Annotated in this window: 17 protein-coding genes; 6 read left to right on the forward strand and 11 right to left on the reverse strand. The window is 43.3% G+C overall.

From position 1 onward, the window contains the following. Window positions 1-441: 441 nt before the first annotated feature. The 3 genes from JMX95_RS10320 (at window position 442) to JMX95_RS10330 (ending at window position 3,898) form a co-directional block, all read left to right on the forward strand. A complete protein-coding gene (locus JMX95_RS10320) occupies window positions 442-1,734 on the forward strand; it encodes a saccharopine dehydrogenase family protein (protein WP_109590682.1) in 1,293 nt (430 codons plus the stop codon). Between the two features lie 474 nt (window positions 1,735-2,208). Next, window positions 2,209-3,048, forward strand: a complete 840-nt coding sequence (locus JMX95_RS10325) for a hypothetical protein (protein ID WP_109590680.1) — start codon at window positions 2,209-2,211, stop codon at window positions 3,046-3,048. A gap of 454 nt (window positions 3,049-3,502) precedes the next feature. Beyond that, window positions 3,503-3,898, forward strand: coding sequence for a hypothetical protein (locus JMX95_RS10330; protein WP_109590678.1), 396 nt, complete (start codon window positions 3,503-3,505; stop codon window positions 3,896-3,898). A 175-nt stretch (window positions 3,899-4,073) separates the two neighbouring features. On the opposite strand, the gene JMX95_RS10335 is transcribed toward JMX95_RS10330, so the two are convergent. Then, entirely contained in the window at window positions 4,074-6,623 is a 2,550-nt protein-coding gene (locus tag JMX95_RS10335; RefSeq protein ID WP_109590676.1) for a Tex family protein, read from the reverse strand. Between the two features lie 511 nt (window positions 6,624-7,134). Here JMX95_RS10335 and ompR point away from each other — a divergent pair. Together ompR and JMX95_RS10345 are read left to right on the forward strand one after the other, a co-directional pair. Continuing rightward, window positions 7,135-7,893, forward strand: coding sequence for a two-component system response regulator OmpR (gene ompR / locus JMX95_RS10340; RefSeq protein WP_055123637.1), 759 nt, complete (start codon window positions 7,135-7,137; stop codon window positions 7,891-7,893). Between the two features lie 122 nt (window positions 7,894-8,015). Beyond that, complete coding sequence (locus JMX95_RS10345; protein ID WP_201554980.1) at window positions 8,016-9,251, forward strand: CobW family GTP-binding protein; 1,236 nt, start codon at window positions 8,016-8,018, stop codon at window positions 9,249-9,251. A gap of 62 nt (window positions 9,252-9,313) precedes the next feature. Here the strand turns inward: JMX95_RS10345 and JMX95_RS10350 are convergent, their stop codons facing one another. From JMX95_RS10350 to ubiG, 4 genes are all read right to left on the reverse strand, one after another. Then, complete coding sequence (locus tag JMX95_RS10350) at window positions 9,314-9,580, reverse strand: DksA/TraR family C4-type zinc finger protein (protein ID WP_045443167.1); 267 nt, start codon at window positions 9,578-9,580, stop codon at window positions 9,314-9,316. 161 nt (window positions 9,581-9,741) lie between these two features. Further along, the gene (locus tag JMX95_RS10355) at window positions 9,742-10,578 is read right to left on the reverse strand and encodes a YciK family oxidoreductase (protein WP_109590762.1); all 837 of its coding nucleotides are present in this window, start codon (window positions 10,576-10,578) and stop codon (window positions 9,742-9,744) included. Window positions 10,579-10,677: 99 nt separating this feature from the next. Further along, a complete protein-coding gene (locus JMX95_RS10360; RefSeq protein ID WP_109590670.1) occupies window positions 10,678-11,388 on the reverse strand; it encodes an HAD family hydrolase in 711 nt (236 codons plus the stop codon). 75 nt (window positions 11,389-11,463) lie between these two features. Further along, entirely contained in the window at window positions 11,464-12,303 is an 840-nt protein-coding gene (gene ubiG, locus JMX95_RS10365) for a bifunctional 2-polyprenyl-6-hydroxyphenol methylase/3-demethylubiquinol 3-O-methyltransferase UbiG (RefSeq protein ID WP_109590668.1), read from the reverse strand. A gap of 449 nt (window positions 12,304-12,752) precedes the next feature. On the opposite strand from ubiG, the gene JMX95_RS10370 reads away from it, so the two are divergent. Then, a complete protein-coding gene (locus JMX95_RS10370; protein ID WP_109590666.1) occupies window positions 12,753-13,373 on the forward strand; it encodes a thiol:disulfide interchange protein DsbA/DsbL in 621 nt (206 codons plus the stop codon). 201 nt (window positions 13,374-13,574) lie between these two features. On the opposite strand, the gene yjgA is transcribed toward JMX95_RS10370, so the two are convergent. The 6 genes from yjgA to pcnB all read right to left on the reverse strand — a co-directional run bounded on the left by yjgA (window position 13,575) and on the right by pcnB (window position 19,829). Beyond that, on the reverse strand, window positions 13,575-14,093 hold the full coding sequence (gene yjgA, locus JMX95_RS10375; protein ID WP_045443152.1) for a ribosome biogenesis factor YjgA: 519 nt from the start codon (window positions 14,091-14,093) through the stop codon (window positions 13,575-13,577). A 100-nt stretch (window positions 14,094-14,193) separates the two neighbouring features. After that, on the reverse strand, window positions 14,194-15,159 hold the full coding sequence (gene rapZ / locus JMX95_RS10380; protein WP_201560767.1) for an RNase adapter RapZ: 966 nt from the start codon (window positions 15,157-15,159) through the stop codon (window positions 14,194-14,196). A gap of 42 nt (window positions 15,160-15,201) precedes the next feature. Beyond that, window positions 15,202-16,110, reverse strand: coding sequence for a pantoate--beta-alanine ligase (panC, locus tag JMX95_RS10385; protein WP_201560768.1), 909 nt, complete (start codon window positions 16,108-16,110; stop codon window positions 15,202-15,204). A 41-nt stretch (window positions 16,111-16,151) separates the two neighbouring features. Next, on the reverse strand, window positions 16,152-16,952 hold the full coding sequence (gene panB / locus JMX95_RS10390) for a 3-methyl-2-oxobutanoate hydroxymethyltransferase (RefSeq protein WP_201560769.1): 801 nt from the start codon (window positions 16,950-16,952) through the stop codon (window positions 16,152-16,154). 149 nt (window positions 16,953-17,101) lie between these two features. Then, on the reverse strand, window positions 17,102-17,623 hold the full coding sequence (folK, locus tag JMX95_RS10395) for a 2-amino-4-hydroxy-6-hydroxymethyldihydropteridine diphosphokinase (RefSeq protein ID WP_201560770.1): 522 nt from the start codon (window positions 17,621-17,623) through the stop codon (window positions 17,102-17,104). Next, window positions 17,616-19,829, reverse strand: a complete 2,214-nt coding sequence (gene pcnB, locus JMX95_RS10400) for a polynucleotide adenylyltransferase PcnB (protein WP_201560771.1) — start codon at window positions 19,827-19,829, stop codon at window positions 17,616-17,618. Before pcnB ends, folK begins: the two co-directional genes overlap by 8 nt. Window positions 19,830-19,878 lie beyond the last annotated feature (49 nt).

The following is a 19,878-nucleotide window of genomic DNA, read 5'->3' on the forward strand; positions in this document are numbered from 1 at the left end:
TTTGTTTTTTTGATATTTATTAATTTTTTAATCATTAATACTGCTTACGACCATAGATTAGCAATATTTATCTTTAGAAAACGTTCATTTTGGTAATGATATCGGTAGGTTATGTAACCTTTGTAGCAAATCTTAACATCGAACCTTTTTTTCATCCCTTTATGGGAGTTATGTGTATAGATGGTTAGTTATTACTTAGCCGTCAACATTTCCATCATATAATCTGCTATAAACAGTAACTTACAAGTCATTTTTACTGGTCAAAAATACTTTAATATATCTTTTTCAGGCAGATATAAGTCATGACTCATTTAGTCATGACTTATATCTATAGTTAACCTGATTGCTATCAAAAAATCAGACCTCAAACTCTGACTGTTAAATGGCAACAAATTTTAAACGTCACACAACTCATCAAAATAGCTATTAAGGATAATAAATATGGATACCAATACCAATACGGATACCTCGAACAATACACGACAGCGCAGCGATGAAAAGCGCCCTTACGCGGTCGTCTTATATGGTGCAACCAGCTTTGTTGGTCAAATTACAGCACACTATTTAACAGAGTTTCTATCTAATACTAAAGACAAAGATGGCGCCGATGTCACGTGGGCGATTGCTGGGCGTGATGAAGCAAAACTGAACGAATTGCAATCTAAACTTGGCAGCACTGTCGATATTATTCTTGCTAATAGTGACGATGCGGACAGCCTTGATGAGATGACCAAACAAACCCAAGTCATCATTTCAACCGTCGGTCCTTATCTCAAATACGGTGAGCCGTTGATCAAATCTTGTACCACTCATGGGACAGATTATGTCGACCTCACCGGTGAAGCCATTTTCATCAAAGACATGATGGACAAGTATCAGGACGCGGCAAAGCAAAGCGGCGCTCGTATTGTCAACTCGTGTGGCTTTGATTCTATTCCATCGGATTTGGGCGTCTACTTTACCCAAACCCAAGCAGAAGAGAAATTTGGTCGCGCTTGTGATGTGATTCATATGCGTGTCAAAGCGGCGAAAGGCGGTCTATCAGGTGGCACCATTGCCTCGATGGCGACTATTTTTGAAGAAGTTGGAAAGGACAAGTCACGTCGTAAGCAGGTAGCAAATCCTTATCTACTCAATGATGACAAAGATGCGCCAAACGTGCGCCAAGCTAATGTCAGTAAGCCAGAATACGATAGTGAGCACAAACGCTGGCTTGCGCCTTTTGTCATGGCCAGTATCAATACCCGTATCGTGCATCGCACCAACCAATTGCTTGGCTATGAATATGGTCGTGACTTTAAATATGACGAAGCAATGTGGATGCAAGATGGTGTGAAAGGTCAATTATCAAGCTATGCAATGAGCGCCGGCTTGTTTGGATTTGCCACTGCTATGATGGTCAAACCGAGCCGTGAATTATTAGCTAAGCACGTGCTACCCAAGTCAGGTTCTGGTCCGTCTGCAGAAGAGCAAGCAAACGGCTACTTTGACATTCGCCTCTTTGGGACAACGGCTAATAAAGACACCATCCATACGAAAGTAACGGGTGACAAAGATCCAGGTTACGGCAGTACCTCGCGTATGCTAGCGCAAGCAGCGTTATGCTTAGCACAAGATATTAGCAAAGAAGAAGTCGGTGGTGGTTTTTGGACGCCAGCCTCTGCCATGGGTAATCATCTACTGGCGCGTTTAGAAGAGCATGCGGGTCTTAGTTTTGAAGTTGTCGATTCGTAAGATTACCCATTTATAAATCGAAGCAATCTACTTCTTAATATCTAAGTAATGACCGTATCTTAGCAACGAGATACGGTTTTTTATTGCCTATTCTTTCTCATTATTCAGATTGCAATTTTTTGAGCGATTGTTAATAAATAATAATAACGTGATTCTTTAGTAAATAATATTGGCACTTCTTGCCTTTTTAATACATTAAGCTACACATTTCTAGAGTAATGTCACAGCCATATTGCAGTGAATGACGTAGGATAAAAAAGGTTAGGCAACTTTTTACCCCATATCTTTTTACCCCATATTACATAGCAGCTTTGAAACGAATAATTGGCTCATTAACATTTCATTTAGACTTTAAACGCGTCAGAGTAATTTTCTAGTGCAATAAAAATCATATTAATAAAAATTAAGTTTTACTTATTTATCATAAATTTGAAATAAATCAATAGACTTCAATCTAATTAAAAGGACATAACAATGAAAATCAATATATTAACCGCTGCTGTGATGACATCTGGTCTTGCTATGTTTGCAAGCTCTGCTAACGCCGCTATGACTACCGATAGCCACGGCAATGTTGGCTATGACAGTTATGAGGAGTGTGTCACCGCTGTCAAAGACGGTTCGGCCAAATTTTATACCCCTTATACTTATCAAAACCCAAAGCGCCAAGCAGGTGAAGCAACTGTCAAAAAAATGCGTTTGTCTGAAGTAATGATTCCTCAAACAATGGTCAATGCAAACAACTTAACAGCCAGTGATTACTCAGCAGGTGCTTGTGATTTAGGGGTTGGGCAGTCAAATGGTCGCTATGGTGTTTCGGGTGCATTGGTTGGGAAATACGTCCCTATCGCCGCTGATATGCCTGTCAACGTCTATATGGATAAAGCTGGCAATCCAGTACGTTTAAGCATGCAGCAGTGCGATAACCACTTTGGTGCCAAGTTTCCAACGCCTATTATGAGCGAAACAAAAGAAGCTACAGCACCAGAAGCACAACTCGCGATTATCGAAGATCGCCTTGTAGAGCCTGTCATCGTTGAAACCACACGTGTTATCCGCCCTACTAAATATAGTGTCAAAGAAGTCATCATTGTGCCGAAAGATCAAATCAAGCGAGTAAACACAGCGTCAGGTACAGCCATTGCTATCGAAGACGAGGCTAACCGTACTGTAATCGTTGGTGAAGAAGCAGATGCGGATGTCATCGACAATACTGAAATCAACCAAACCTTCCCAGTCATTCGTGTTCCTAGTAGCAGCACTCAACAACGCGTCGTTGATCCAAACACTGGCAAGTATATCGTTATTGAATAAGACTCTAATGAAATATAAACGAACAAGATTCATTGAGACATCATTGTTATAAGAATTAGAGATAGGAAAGTAGAAAACAATGCTATTTTCCTATCTGACAATAACCATACAATAGTTGCACAAAGTCACCTGCTAACATCCGTCTGTTAGAATTTTAATCTATGGACTACTGAACTAACGCTTGTTTAGTTGGTATTCTCCCCTTTAGATTTTTATCACTGATTTAGGTCAGCTTATAAAGCTCTTTATCCAAATCCATCATGATAGTCTCTTAATGGTTATCATGATTTTATTTTGTCTATCAATTAAATGTTAGATATATTAAATATATAGATTTGAATTACTAAATGAATGTGTGATATGCAACTGCTGTATACAGCAGTTAGCAACATAAGCGTCAAGTTTGAAATTTTTTAAGCTGACATTATAAGATTGTAAATTAAGGAATTGATTAATGAAAAAAAGTACTCTATCTTTATCGCTACTGATCGGCGCTGCGCTCACTATCCCAAGTTTGGCTATGGCAGCACCTGCTGATACTGCGGCAGTAGATGTGCAAGCAGCGGCTACCGCCACCACACTTGAGACGGAAGGTGACAATACAAATAATGCATCAGCAGACAATCAGTCTAGCCCATTTCAGATTAGTGAGACACAGATTATCTCAAGAGCAAGCGTTAACAACAGTGCTGAGCAACAGCCGATGACTACTGAGCTTCAAGCTGAGCAAGAAGCAATGGCTGCCGAGCAAGAGCTGATTCAAGATTCTGAAGAAGCGATGCAAGAAGAAGACTCGTTAGACACACAAGAAGAATTACAAGAAGCTGAAGAAGCCACAGAAGAATTATAGAATATGAAATAAAGTACGATATGAACCCCGCTGTTAACTGAAATCACGCAGAAGAGGTTATTCAGCGAGTTAAGTTTTGAGTAGTTATTAGTGTTCATTAACAATTTCTATTTTTAGATACATTCCATAAAAAAGGCAGCCTAATGGCTGCCTTTTTTATCACTATTGATATTAACTATTTTTTGGTTTTAGTCACGCCAGCTTCCTGTAACAGCGCCCCAAACGTACCCATTTTGCTAGGTGCTTCTGCTTTATCAGCCCTTGGCGCTTTGCTACGATCGTTATTAGCATTGTCTTTATCCTGACGATTACCGCGAGATTTCGACGGGCGCTTATCAGTCGCTGGACGGCTACTGTTTGGGCGTTTGCTATTTGTATGATCGCTACGTGGACGACTGACTTTCTCATCATTACCAGTACTTTCAGCCGATTTCGCTGCTGGGCGCGCAGGCTTTTCAGATTCTGGCTTCATACTAAAGCCAATACGACCACGTTTTTCATCGATAGAGATGACACGTACCGAGACGATATCGCCCGGCTTGACGCGATTCATCGGGTCTGCAACGAAGTCGTTGGCCATCTGAGAGATATGTACCAAACCGTCCTGATGGACGCCAACATCAACGAAGCAACCAAAGGCTGTAACATTAGTCACTACGCCTTCAAGCTGCATGCCCTCGCTCAAGTCTTTAATACTGTTAACGTCTTCACGGAAGTTAGCAGTCTTAAATTCAGGACGTGGGTCGCGTGCTGGTTTGACTAGCTCCTCGATGATAGCAGTTACACTAATATTGTCATCATTAGCAGCCAGTGCAGTGCTATCTATCGTATTTAGTACGCCGTCATTGCCGATGACTTCTGGCAATGCTTTACCAGTTTGTGCCAATAAGCTATCGACCAGCGCATAGCTTTCTGGATGCACACCAGTGGCATCAAGGGGATTACTACCACCATGGATACGCAAGAAGCCTGCTGCTTGCTCAAAGGTCTTAGCGCCTAAGCGTGGGACATTTTTCAATGATTCACGACTGTCAAAAGCACCATGCTCTTTGCGGTAGGTAACGATTTGCTGGGCGACGTTTTTATTCAAACCTGCAATATGCGCCAAGATAGCGGGGCTTGCGGTATTCACATCAACGCCAACGGCGTTTACGCTGTCTTGTGTGACTTTGTCTAGGCTATCTGCTAATTGAGTTTGGTTAACATCATGTTGATATTGACCAACGCCGATCGCTTTTGGGTCAACCTTAACCAATTCTGACAATGGATCTTGCAAGCGACGCGCGATAGAAACCGCACCGCGTACAGAGACATCTAAATTAGCCAACTCATCACTCGCAAGCTCACTGGCAGAATAAACTGACGCGCCTGATTCATTCACGATAACGGCTTTGGCTTTTAACTCAGAGTTGGCGGCCAAAATCTCTTTAATCATCGCATCTGTTTCGCGGCTCGCCGTACCGTTGCCGATAGCCACTAAATCAACATTATAAGTGCTTAATAATTCATCAATGACTTTTTTAGCTTCGTCCATCTTATTATCAGGAGCAAACGGATAAACGGTTGCAACAACTGGCTTGTCTTCGCTGTCTAACATCACATGACCTTGGGCATCGACAATCGCCATTTTAACGCCATGACGAATACCCGGATCGACACCTAAAATCACTTTACGGCCAGCAGGTGCTGACATGAGTAAATGCTGTAAGTTATTGGCAAATACATCAATCGCATCGGCTTCAGCGGTTAGACGCTTTTCTGTCAATAAACGATGCTCAATATGCGGACGCCATTTCTCTTTCCATAAGCTGGTCGCCGCTTCTGTCAGAAATTCTTGACGTTCTGCTGGCGCTTTGGCATCAATCTCAAAGTGCTTAACAATTTTTTCAATAAAGGGTGTATCTTCGCCTTCGATTTTTAAACCCAAAACGTTTTCTTGGCGACCGCGTAGCATCGCTAATAAACGATGATTAGGCAGACGCGCCAAGCTTTCACTATGTTCAAAGTAGTCTTTGAATTTTTCGCCAACTTCGCGTTTTTCTTCACTGGCAACAGCTGAGACGATACTGGCTGTTTTGGCGAAGCCACTACGCAGATTATCGAGTAAATCCAACGCTTGCGTCCACTCATCAACGATGATGGCTTGTACGCCTGCCAATTGCTTGTCGATATCGCTGAAGTCGACTTCAATCTCATTACCGCTATCATCGGTAATGCTCGATTGAGCTTGATAGTCTGCTAATGCGTCAGTTGGCGTAATCTCTTGCGTTAAGACCGCTTGTGCTGCCACATCAAGACCGGCAGCGCGTGCTTTAGCAGCTGGTGAGCGGCGGCGTGGACGATATGGCAAATAGATGTCTTCAAGCTCAAGTTTCGACGTCGCATTATCAATACGCGCCTGTAGCTCGTCGGTCAAATTGCCCTGCGTGCTGAGCAGCTCAGTAATTTTAAGGCGACGGGTGGCCATGTCACGCTCATAATTGAGTGACTTCTCTAGAGCTCGCAATTGCGCATCGTCAAGATTCTGCGTCTTTTCTTTACGGTAACGGGCAATAAATGGAACGGTCGCGCCTTCATCGTAAAGTTTGACAAACGCATTGACTTGAGCAGTCTTAATGCCAAGCGCGCGAGCAAGCTTGTCGTGAATATTCGCGTGTGTGGTTGCATCCAAAACCTGTGCATTTGTCGAGGTTTGAGATGGCGTTAAGGTATCAGTGCTACTCATAGACGTATCAATCGTTGAGAAATGTAGTTTTGCATTATAGCAAAAGCTGCATGAATAAAAATCCTTTTTATCTTTTCGTTATTTATCGCTAGTTTTATGACGAAAATCGTCTCATATCATAGGTTCTGTCGCTTTGTTAAACAAACGCATACAGCATTTGTCCTGATGGGTGATGCAATTAGTGGTGCAATCTTATACACTAAAGTATCGAAGGCGCAAATATTGGTACGCGCTGACGCATTGAACAATAGTATTCAAATTTATGATGGATTGAGACGGACCTTTACTTTTGACCACTCATTGAATAAAGACAGTTTTTTTGCTCAGGTTTTTTTGTATAGTCGATTCAAGATAATTTAGCGATGAGGACAGCACGTTGAGTCTACTATAAATAGTAGACTCAACGTGCCTGACACCGTATTTTCTTTATATCATTTTAACTATATAACCTTTAGCCTTGACTGTTAACGATAATTTCTACTAATAATAATTTTTATAAGAGGATGCCTGTATGTCTGAAAATAACAGCCCTGATACCTTAACTCAACGAATTTTAGTCGTTGATGACGATGCACGCTTGCGCTCTTTATTACAGCGCTTTCTAGAAGACGACGGTTTTGTCGTTCGTACCGCTCATGATGGTAGTCAAATGGACAAACTGTTACAGCGTGAGCTTTTCTCGTTGGTGGTACTCGATTTGATGCTGCCAGGCGAAGACGGCATCAGTATCTGTAAGCGTCTACGTGAAGACAATGGTGACATTCCTATCATTATGCTGACAGCCAAAGGTGGTGATGCCGATCGTATCGCTGGTCTAGAAGCGGGCGCAGATGATTATCTGCCAAAACCATTTAATCCAAAAGAGCTATTGGCTCGTATCAAAGCGGTATTACGTCGTCAAAATCGCGAGCTGCCTGGCGCACCAAGCCATCAGCTTGAAGTGGTTGAGTTTGGACCGTGGACGCTTGATTTATCGACACGTACGCTTAAACGTGACGGCAATGTGGTCACTTTGACGACAGGTGAATTTTCGGTGCTAAAAGCACTGGTGCAGCATCCACGTGAGCCATTAACCCGTGACAAACTAATGAACCTTGCGCGTGGTCGTGAATGGGGTGCGATGGAGCGTTCTATCGACGTACAGGTATCACGTTTGCGTCGTTTGATTGAAGACAACCCGTCACAAGCGCGTTACATCCAAACCGTTTGGGGTGTAGGCTACGTATTCGTTCCTGACGAAGCTGAAGTAGAAACCGTTAAAAGTGAGTAACTTTTGACTATGTGTGTCCTCATTTTGAAAATTTCGATTATCGATTGAATTGAGGACACACGCTAATATCATTTCCTTTTAATATAGGCCGTGTTTGATTACTCACAAATACGGCCTATATGATGAGTGTCTCTGTGAAAAAACCTATTATTTTCCAAAACATACCCTGCACCTTGGTGACAGGGTTTTTGGGTGCTGGCAAGACCACAGTGATTAATCAGCTGCTTGCTATCAAACCTGCCGATGAGCGCTGGGCATTACTAATCAATGAGTTTGGTCGTATCGGTATTGATGGTGCGCTGCTGGCAAGCGCGCAAGATAATATTGCGATACGCGAAGTCAGTGGTGGCTGTATTTGTTGTACCAGTCAGCTGCCATTACAAATTGCTATCAGTCGGCTACTTAGTGAGCATCATCCACAGCGGTTGCTCATCGAACCTACAGGGCTTGCTCATCCACGTGAGCTTATCATGCAACTCAGTGCACCGCATTGGCAAACAGCGCTCAATATGCAAGCAGTAATAACGGTATTGAGTGGCGTACAATGGCAGCAAGACAAATATCGTCATCATGACGGTTTTCAAGCGCATGTCCGTGATGCCGATGTGTTAGTCATTAATCGCTATGCTCAATTAAGCGATAGCGAAAAACAAGCACTGCAACAATGGATAGCCAAGCTCAATGCACAGGTAAAAATTATTTGGGCAGCATCTGAGCAGATATCTCATGATACAAATGACTCATCCAATATTCTTTTATCAGAATCAAGCGTGTCAGAGTTGAAAACTCAGCTAACCAAGCCCAGTCAGGTTATCTCGAAACAACGCACAGTCAATATTGTTCACCCTCAAAAATCTATTACTAGCTTGCAACCACAGAGTAATGCCCTATCGATATCGACCACCTTGTCATCCAACGCTTTTACAAACAAAGATGATTCGCAGACCGACACAGATATTGAGCTACCTTATCGTTATCATGAGAAACAGCAAGAGTTACAGTTGGCGGGTTGGCGACTGCCAGCGCACTACATATTAAAAGCGGATGAGTTACAGAGTTGGTTATTAGCGCTACCGAACTGGCAACGTATCAAAGGTGTGGTTCATACGTCTGATGGCTGGCTACAAATCAATTTTACCCCTGACAGCTTAACCACCAGTACGGTCAGCGCACAAGTTGATAGTCGGCTAGAGATTATATTACAGTTGGAGGCAAATGCTAATAACGACAACGATACAGCGGTAGAAAGCGACCGCTCAGAAGAAAAAGATAGGACAGCATTTTTATCTTCTATAGAGACGCTACCTTCTATCGATTGGGATACCTGCGACCGTGAACTAATGGCACTGGTTATATAGTAATAGACAAAAAAAGGGCAGACATTGCTGTTCGAGATAGCAATGTCTGCCCTTTTTCTTTTTTAACGTAATTGGCTGTCTTTGCTACCGCGCCGGTTAAACAACTCGGCGGCTCTCGCCTCTTGTTCAAGTTCTGTCTGACAGCTGACGCAATGCTGAATACCAGGCACTGCTAACCGCCGTGCTTCTGGAATAGGCTTGCCGCATTCATCACACATCTCGGCACTGATGCCAGTTGGCAACGCACGTCTTGCCCGCTCTAATGCATCATTTACCGTTGCATCCATTTGCTCATGCTCAGCACCATCTCTTGACCAACCACCTGCCATAACTTCATCCTATTTACGATAATCAGATATTACAAATCGCTTTAATAACAAATAGATGGGGTTGTTTATAATTAATTGCAACCTACTAGAGCATGCCTCAATCTGAAAGTATGCGAATAAATGCGCTAAATAATGACATTTTCTAGCAAAAAATCACATGGCTAATCTTTTGGCTGTAGCTCAACCACTTGCCCGCGTACCCCGATACTGGCATCACTCATCAGACAAACATAGCCTGCCATGATATCTTCAGGCGTTTTTAAGCTCATAGGACTCTCTCCTGGATAAGCATGGGCGCGCATATTGGTACGAGTGCCACCAGGATTGACACAGTTAAAACGTAAATTAGTCGTATTCTGCGTCTCTTGGGTAAAGATATCACTCATGCCTTCTACGGCTTGCTTGGACAGCGCATAAGCACCCCAGAATGCGCGAGGATGTGTACCGACCGTGCTAGAGGTGAAAATAATAGAGCCATTCTCAGCATCTTTAAGTAGTGGTAGCAGCGCTTGGGTAAGCATAAACGTCGAGGTAAAATTAACCTTCATAACTTGTGCAAAAGTATCGACGTCATACATCTCAAGTGGGGTTAGCTGCCCAAGCATACCCGCATTGTGCAAGATACCATCGAGCTGACCGACTTCTTTATTAATCAACCCCTCTAACTGCTGCATCTCAGCATAAGTTGCTCCTTCTAAATTCATCGGTAGCATGGCAGGCTGTTTGCCGCCAAGACTTTCAATCTCATCATAAACATATTCAAGCTTGCTGCTGGTACGTCCCAATAACAGGACTGTCGCTCCATAGCGAGCATAAGTCAGCGCGGCAACGCGGCCGATACCATCACCTGCACCTGTGACCAAAATAGTCTTACCGTCTAAACAATTATCAGATGGTACAAAGTTGCGAATATCGTTATGAGTTAACGGTTGAGTTAGACTTTGAACGGTTTTTTGGTGGTCTTGCTGACTAGCTGACTGGTTAATATTGTCACTCATGGCATTGCTCACTGCTTATCGTTTAATAGTTGGGATGCTAAGTATTTATCGTATTTCTTTAAAAACACAGAGTGTGGCGAACTCGATTTATAATTTTATTTATAAATAGTCAAATTTACCAGAAGAGAGCAACAGTTTATTTAATTGCTCAGGCGTATCAGTAATATAATCTGCACCCCATTTCTTCAGGTTTTTTTGATCTTCAGGCGGAATATAACCATAAGCAGCTAGAATCGTCGGCATGCCAGCCGCGTTGCCAGCTTCAATGTCACGGATATGATCGCCAACATAAATCACGCTTTCAGCGGCGCCGCGAGGGATACCAAGCTTCTCTAACGCCGCATACATAGGCTCTGGGTCAGGTTTTGAGCGAGACACATCATCAGGACAGACCAAAGCAGAACAGCGCCTGTCTAACTGCATTTTGTCTAGTAACTTCTCTGCCAGATAACGCGGCTTGTTGGTCACAATACCCCATGGCACCCCTTTTTCTTCAAGAGCAGTCAACACATCTTCTAATTCAGCGAACACACAACTATCGACGCATATCTCAGCTTCATAATCATCTAAAAACTGTTGGCGAAACTCCTGCAAAGCTTCTTCGCTAACCTCAATTTGATCGTTATGACGTAGCATCAACTGTACCATCGCTGAGGCACCAGCAGAAACTTGCTCGCGAATTTCTGTTTCAGGGGGTGCTTGCCAATCATTTTCGCGGCTCATTTTACCGATAATACGGACAAAATCAGCAGCCGTATCGATTAATGTCCCATCGAGATCAAATAAAACCGCTTTTACAAATTGGCTCATAGTGAATGCTCTTAATATAGATAAGGTGTTGAGTGAAATAGTATGGCATGAAAACAACCAAATACGGCATTCAGCTTAAGCCAGTGGCTTGTGTACTGCCATCATGTAATTGACATCGACATTTTGAGCCAGCCAATAGCGCTTGGTCAGCGGATTATAATGCAAGCCAATGATATCTTGACGTGTGAATCCAGCATCAATTGCCATTTTGTCTAGCTCAGCTGGCGTAATAAATTTGGCATAGTCATGAGTGCCGCGATCGAGCAAGCGCAATACATATTCTGCCCCAACGATGGCAAATAGATATGATTTAGGGTTTCGATTGATCGTCGATAGCACACAAACACCGCCTGGTGCCAATAACTCAAAACAAGCCTGCACAATCGAGCTGGGATCAGGCACATGTTCGAGCATCTCCATGCAAGTCACCACATCGAACTGACCTGCCTGAGTTTTGGCTAGTTCTTCTACTGGAATATGCTGATAGCGCAACGTCTCATGTAAAGCGCTTTGCTCTGCATGCAGCGCTGCCGCTTTTAGGTTTTCGGTACCCAAATCAATCCCCGTCACATCCGCACCGCGACGTGCCATAGACTCTGACAATATACCGCCGCCACAGCCGACATCGAGCACTTTTTTTCCAGCCAAGCCGGTTTCAGCCGTTTTATGAATATCTGTATCAGCACTGTCATTTTGATAACTGCGCTTGACGTTGTCTTCTATCCAATTTAAACGCAGTGGATTTATTTCATGCAAAGTCGCAAATGCACCCGTCTTGCTCCACCATTCGCTTGCCAACTTATTAAACTTGTCGACTTCGCTAGGATCTACATTAATGGCGGTAGCCGTTGTATCATCAAGACTGCTGTTTGCTTGCTCATTCAAAGAAGGCGAGGAAGATAGAGCTGAGCTCATTGCATTTTTCCTTTATTGTCATTATCGTTATAATCATATACAGTGCACAATTATGTGCCTAATATTAGCATGAGAGCGGTAGCTTTGTCGTGAGTACATCGTCACCGATTGTGAATACTCTTAGCAAACGTTCATATTTTCTGTACCATTTTTTTAGAGGATAGATGCCTCAAACAGCCCAAAACCTAAATAATAAAACGCTAAAAAAATTCCAAAAAATGCGGTGAAATATGCCTTAAATAATGGCTCACAGCTTTACAACCATTAGTTAAGAATCGGATTCACAAGCAACCATGTTTTACGTTATTATAGTCGATACGTCACTATAGTTCGATTATACTCGACGCTGTCTCGTTTGGGCACTTTAAAAACCTGTGCGCTATACCCAAAACCATACGATACTAAAACATCTCAACAAACCCTAAGTTTTCACACCTCAAGGATAAAGTATGAAACGTGTCATCACACTGACTAGTCTGGCCATGGCCATTGGACTTGCCACTATGGGCGCACAAGCTGCCGACTATGTCGCCGGAAAAGACTATCGCGTGCTAGACAATCCAGAAAAAATCAGCGGTGATGCTATCATTGTTCGTGAGTTTTTTTGGTATGGTTGCCCGCATTGTAACGTTCTTAACCCACATATGGAAAAATGGGCTAAAAACAAAGACAAAGACGTTGCCTTTTTCAAAACGCCAGCAGCGCTTAACCCTGTCTGGGAAGCGAACGCTCGTGGTTTCTATGCCGCTCAGCTGCTAGGGTTTGAAGACAAGACCCATGACGCGCTATTTGATGCCATTCACAAAGATGGTAAGAAAATCTTTGACCAATCATCATTAAGCAAATGGTATGCATCGAAAGGCGTTAATGAGAAGAAATTCAATAGCCTTTATAATTCATTCGCCGTTGGTACGAAAATTGGTCGTTCACAAGCAGGCGCTAAGCGTTATCAGCTCTCTGGTGTGCCAGCAGTCGTCGTGCAAGGCAAATACGTTGTAACTGGTGAAAGCGCTACTGTACCTAAAGTCGTTGACTATTTGGTTGACAAAGTGCGTGCTGAAAAGAAATAGGTTAAGTACTAATATAAATTAAGTACCGTTATAAATTAGGGACTAGCATTTATCTATAAGTGTCATTTGTACCTAAATGCTCTTACCCATAAAAAAGCCAATCATCAAGTGATTGGCTTTTTGCATTTGTAGACTACATTAATTTATAAGTGGAGATATTGTATAAATAGTGCTCAAAGTTATTTAGCCGCTATCATCTTATTACTTTTCTTTTTTCAATTGCGACAAAATAGTGACTTCACGAATATAACTGGCTAAGTCTGCTTTAGACTCTGCCATCAGCTCATCATCTTGGGTATGCTTGGCGTACTCAATCCATAACAGTAATTGATACATACTATTTTGTTCAGATGCTTGGTATTGTTTAACGAACTGCTTAAGCGTCCCTTCATCATTAATATTTAAACGCTCAAACCAACTTTCTATTTTTGAGACCTGTTCTTTAGGGAAAAATGCATCAAATAATGCTTTTACCAATTCGTGGCGGTTTTCTTCACTAATCAGCTTACCAACGCGCTTGGTTTGGCGAATACGAGCATTAGCGCTGGTGATATCGGCCAATGCCATGAGTTCTGCCATAAAATAGTCACTGGCTGGCAGATTTTTGAGCTGCTTTTTCGATAAGCTGGCAAGTGGTATCGACAACTTCTGCAAGCGCTCATGGGCTTTTTTGAGTTCAGTGCGCGAGACGCGCATATCCTGTTCTTTCCAGTCAATCATAAAAGCTTTCCAAAATAATAAATAATAAAATTAACAGGGGCATGTCCTCATTTTAGGAATAGTCATAAAAATGAAGATATGCCCCAGTGTTTACCAATAACTACCAACGATTTTTTTCACGATGTTTCGCCAGCACTTTTATACTTTGTGGCATAACATCGGCAAGACGACGTTGTAAATTATCGGTGATGAATACTGAACGATGCTTACCACCAGTACAACCAATAGCCACTGTCACTGTATGGCGGTTATTGTGTAAAAATTCGGGCAACCAACGGGTTAAAAACTTATCTATATCATCAGTCATCTCAGCCACTTCTGGATAGTCGGCAAAGAATGCGGCAACTTCCATGTCTAGACCTGTCGAAGTACGCAATTCAGGGTTCCAATGCGGATTCGGCAAAATTCTCACATCAAAGACAAAATCTGCATCAATAGGACTGCCATATTTAAAGCCAAAAGACAGCAGATTAATCACAATCTGATTGTCCACGCCGACATGTTCACGCAAGCTGTCTTTCAATTGATGAATATTCAAATTGCTGGTATCAATTCTGATATCGGCATGACCTGCGATAGGCTCTAACAGCTCCACTTCTTTTTTAATCGCGGCAGGTAGATTAAAAGCAATATGCTTGGCATTATCACTATCGATATCCTGTGACATCAGCGGATGTACGCGGCGTGTCGCATTAAAACGTGCTATCAAAGTGCTTTCTTGCGCGGTCACGTACACTACTTTGACCGCATGCGCCCCGTATGTTTTTTTTAGGGATGCATGCATCTCTGCAAACTTGGATAGATCCGCTCGCGGTGTTCGAATATCAACACCAAGCGCAATACGACGAATCCCACTTTCATTGACCAATTTATACGCAGCATCCGGCAATAAGGATAACGGTAGGTTATCAATAGAATAATATCCTAAATCTTCTAAGATATTCAATACTGAGGTTTTACCTGAGCCTGAACGCCCTGATACCACTAGGATACTGAGCTTATCGGTTGCTATTTTACACGCTGCCTGCTCAGATTGACTGTTATTTTCACCCTGACTCACATCCATGATTCACCCATTCTAGTCCATTGCATCCTGCAAATTACTATGTCACAACGATTGATCCACCGTCACCAATTGATTGTCTAACAAACGTGCACGTCCTAGCCAAGCAGCGACTAGAATCATCAAATTCTCATTTTCTGCATTAAAAGTTACAGTATCATTAGTGAGAGACTCTAGCGTATCGGTTTTAATGTCTAAATAATCAATAATGAAGCCAGCATCCGTAATACGCTGATGCGTTTCTGCTAGCAACGACTGAACAGCTTGTTGGCTCTGTTCGCCTCTCTCTAACTGCTTTGCTAAATATTGTAGCGCTTGATGGATGACAGGTGCTGCCTCACGCTCAGTAGCACTTAAATATTGGTTACGCGATGAGAGCGCCAAACCATCTGCAGCGCGGACAATAGGTGCCCCTATAATTTCAATGGGATAACTTAAATCACGTACCAATTGCTTAATAATCGCTAATTGCTGATAATCTTTTTGTCCAAAAACAGCCATATCCGGTTGTACGATATTGAACAGTTTAGAGACGACAATACCAACACCGTCAAAATGCCCAGGGCGTGATTGACCACATAATTGAGTGGTAATAGCACCTGCAAGAACGGAGGTCGGTGGCGGTAAGACTGGGTACATCTCTTCAATACTGGGCGCAAACACATAATCAGTATCGACCGTTGCTAGCTTTGCGACATCCTCATCAAGCGTGCGAGGATAACTATCAAAATCCTCTCCCTCGCCAAATTGAGTAGGGTTGACAAAAATACTAACCACCACGATATCAGCATGTTGCTTGGCTATTTTTACTAATTCAAGATGACCGGCATGCAGATTGCCCATCGTTGGCACTAAAGCGATACGCTGTGGGCCATCTTGATTGTCATTTTTTTGTCCACGATAAGACTGTAAAGCCGTACGCAATGCGGAGATATGATGATGAATGATTGGCATGGTTAACTATTCTTCTACTGATAATCGTAAAAACTAAAATATTAGCTAAACTGGTGCTGCTCGGTTGGAAAACTGCCTTTACGTACTGACTGCTGGTAAAGGGCAAATGCGCCTTCGATACTGTGCGCGCTATTACGCTTATCGGTCAAAAAGTCATGAATAAAGCGCGGGACACGGCCGTGCGTCATACCTAGCATGTCATGCATGACCAACACTTGACCATCCGTATCTGCACCAGCACCAATCCCAATAACTGGTACTGCGACGGCTTCCGTCACTACTTTTGCAAGCTCAGCAGGTACGCACTCCAACACTAGCAGCGCAGCACCTGCCGCAACGACTGCTTTCGCATCAGCAAGCAATTTATCAGCCGCTCCGTCACCACGACCTTGGATTTTATAACCACCAAACACATTGACTGATTGCGGTGTTAATCCTAAATGCACACAAGTAGGCGTCCCTGCTTGCGCCAAAGTCGTGATTAAATCGCAAAGCTCACTACCGCCTTCAATCTTAATCACATGCGCGCCCGCCTGCATCAGCTGGCGACTATTGGCAACCGCTTCTGGCAGGGTTACATAGCTCATAAACGGCAAGTCAGCCAAAATCAGCGCGTGTTTATTGCTACGGGCAATATTGGCCGTATGGTAAGCCATGTCATTGACAGTCACGGGTAACGTTGAGTCATGACCCTGCACCACCATGCCCAAACTGTCACCGATTAAAATGGTATCAATCTCTGCTTTTTCCATCATTCGTGCAAACATCGAGTCATAGCACGTTAAGCAAGTGAACTTGGTGCCGTCTTTTTTGAATTTTTTTAAAGTAGATAACGTCGTCATATGATCCTCGATTAACCTTTAGTACCTTTTAGCACCTTTAGCTGTCTCTAGCTATTATTCTGATTGTGATCAAAACTGTTAGCAATCCTTTGGTATAGGTGATTTACCTTAAAAGAGGTGAACGCTGTCACTCTTTTATAATAGATTGGCTACAGTAATTTTATGCCTGTCCAATCTTTGCTAAGCGGATAATCATCTATCGATTTGCCAGCAATGGTAAGCGCTGGGGTTAACTCTCGCAGTGGTAATAAGACAAAATTACGCTCAAACAATCCAGCGTGCGGTACGGTTAATTGTAGCTCAGTGATTTGCGCCTCACCGTATAACAAAATATCGACATCCAAACTACGCTCACCCCAACGCCGTATTCGTGCACGTTTAGCATCTTTTTCTAACTGTTGACAGTAAGCAAGCAACTCAAGAGGCGGCAATATCGTCTCAAACCCAGCGACGGCATTAACAAAATCAGGCTGATCTTGCGGCCCCATAGGCGCTGAAGCATAAAACGAAGAAACACGAACCGCACGTATTTGCTTATGCTCTTGCATCGCTGCGATTGCCTGCTGCAAATGTTCTACCGGTGCACCCAAGTCGTTAGACAAATTGCTACCCAAACCTACGTAGCAGGTTACCCAATTCGCGTTGCCCGCATCGTCAGTAATATTAGACATTGTCAGTACTAGGTTGGCGACGGCGACGTTTCGATGGGATAGGGCCTTTATTGTCATTTACACTACTCATACCAACATTGCCGTTAGCAGCTTGGCTGGTTTTAGCAGACTTTGCTTCTGTCGTTTTGGCTGGTTTTTTAGCCGGAATATCTGTTTTATCAGTTGCTAGCTTAGGTGCTTTTTTTGCATACTTTGCTCCAGCTTTAACATCGTTGTTAGTCGTTACTTGCGTCTCTGTGTTACTAGCGAGATTTATACTCTCTACACTCGGCTGACGACGGCGACGCTTATGCGGTATCGGCTCGTTATTCATAATGACGAGCGATGGCGATCTTGCTATCGAACGAGCCACAGATGAAGGCATAACCTCTGACTGTGTTGCTTTTGGCTGCTGAGCTTGATTTGAACGATCAGGTTTACTGTCAGCCTTACTATAAGAGTTGGCATCAGAACTGGCATCCTGATTTTTTAGCGCTTTCTCAGCCGATACATTCTTCTGAGCAGGTTTTTTCTGCGCTGCCTCTTGACGATTATTAGGCTTATCACCATTTGATAGCTGCTTCTGCAATGGCGGTACGACTTTTTCGTGCTCAATTACAAAAAGTGGTGCAGGCTTGGAATGATGGCGTTTATTTGCCGCTTGGTTGCTGCTATTGGCAAGGGATAGCTGTCGTAACTGAGCAAGCTCATGACTGTCTTGACTTACTTGCTGCGATTCATAGTACTTGTTGTTACTGCCACCAGATTGCTTAACAGAGTCTGATTGACTGGCAGCGCGGCGACGGCGTGCTGGAATATTTGACGGGTCATTTACCATATTCTGATCATTCCTACCCTGCTCAGCAGTATCATTGGCTTTGCTATGCTTGGTATTTTTTTGATGAGATATTGAGTGATCGATGCTATTTGACTCTGAATTTTGACGATTACGCCCACGACCACGCTGCGCTTGTTGCCCTTTTTTATAGGCACCGCGACGAATATTTTCATCAAAATCATCAATGGCTTGCTGCTGCTCTCGTTCAGACAATGTCTGATAAGTCTGCCACCAATCGCCCATACCATTGGTCGACTCTGATAACGGATGCTCAGCATCACCGCATTGCTCACGCAATAACAAAAAGTCAAAACCTGCGCGAAAACGTGGATGCTCAGAGAGCTGAACGATTTGTTTGCTACGCGGGGCGGCAAGTCTTGGCTGCAGTATCCAGATATCACGGATAAACTGCTCTGCAAATTTAGGAATCGCGGTCTTGATACGTTGACGATCAATCACTTTACCAGCGGCGTGCATTTGCGCTTCAGCAAACGGCATATTGCGCTTCTTGGCTTTTGCCAACTGATGCAGATAGTTTTCCCATAATAGCGCGGCATAAAAGAACGCCGGATTGATGCTTTTGCCAGCAGCAATACGTTTGTCGGTATTAATAGCGACTTGATTGACCAGTGCACTCGGCTCAGATGGTGGATAGATAATTAAGCTATCAATCGCCCCTGACTCAAACAATAGCGGCAATAATGGCACCAGATAACCACCGGTAAACATTTTCTGGGTTTCATCATAGAGACGATGCGGTGATATTTGCTCAAGCAATGCCCAGTTGCCATCATGAAACTGATCGGCTAACTCGTCATCAAACTCAAAACCGAGCTTGGCTTTGAAACGTAAAGCACGCAACAAACGGACTGGATCTTCTTCGATACGCACTGGCGCATGGCCGAGCAGACGAATGATTTTATTATCAATGTCGTCAAGCGCACCGCAAAAATCATGAACCACACCTTTAAGCGGTTGATAATAAAGCGCGTTGATAGAAAAATCACGACGAGAGAAGTCTTGTTTGATATCACCCCAAACATTATCACGCAGGATCATACCGTCTTGATTGGTATTAGCATCATTGGTTGGTGGACCACGGAAGGTAGCAACCTCAATCAACTCACGGCCTGAATACACGTGCGCCAACTGAAAGCGGCGACCGATAATGCGGCAGCGCTTGCCAAAGACGTCTTTGATCTCATGCGGCTTAGCATCAGTGACAGCGTCAAAGTCTTTTGGACGTAAACCCAATAAGGTATCACGCACACCGCCACCGACGATATAGGCATCAAACCCAGCTCGGTTTAAGGTGGCAATCACTTCAGTAATGGAATTGGGTAATTCAGATTTATTCAGTTCTAACTGCTTGGCGGCACGCTCGGCCATGCATCTACTCCTCGCCGGTATTCTTTAACCATCCCTGATGAACACAGCG

The organism is Psychrobacter sp. NC44, from assembly GCF_904846655.1.
Classification (GTDB): domain Bacteria; phylum Pseudomonadota; class Gammaproteobacteria; order Pseudomonadales; family Moraxellaceae; genus Psychrobacter.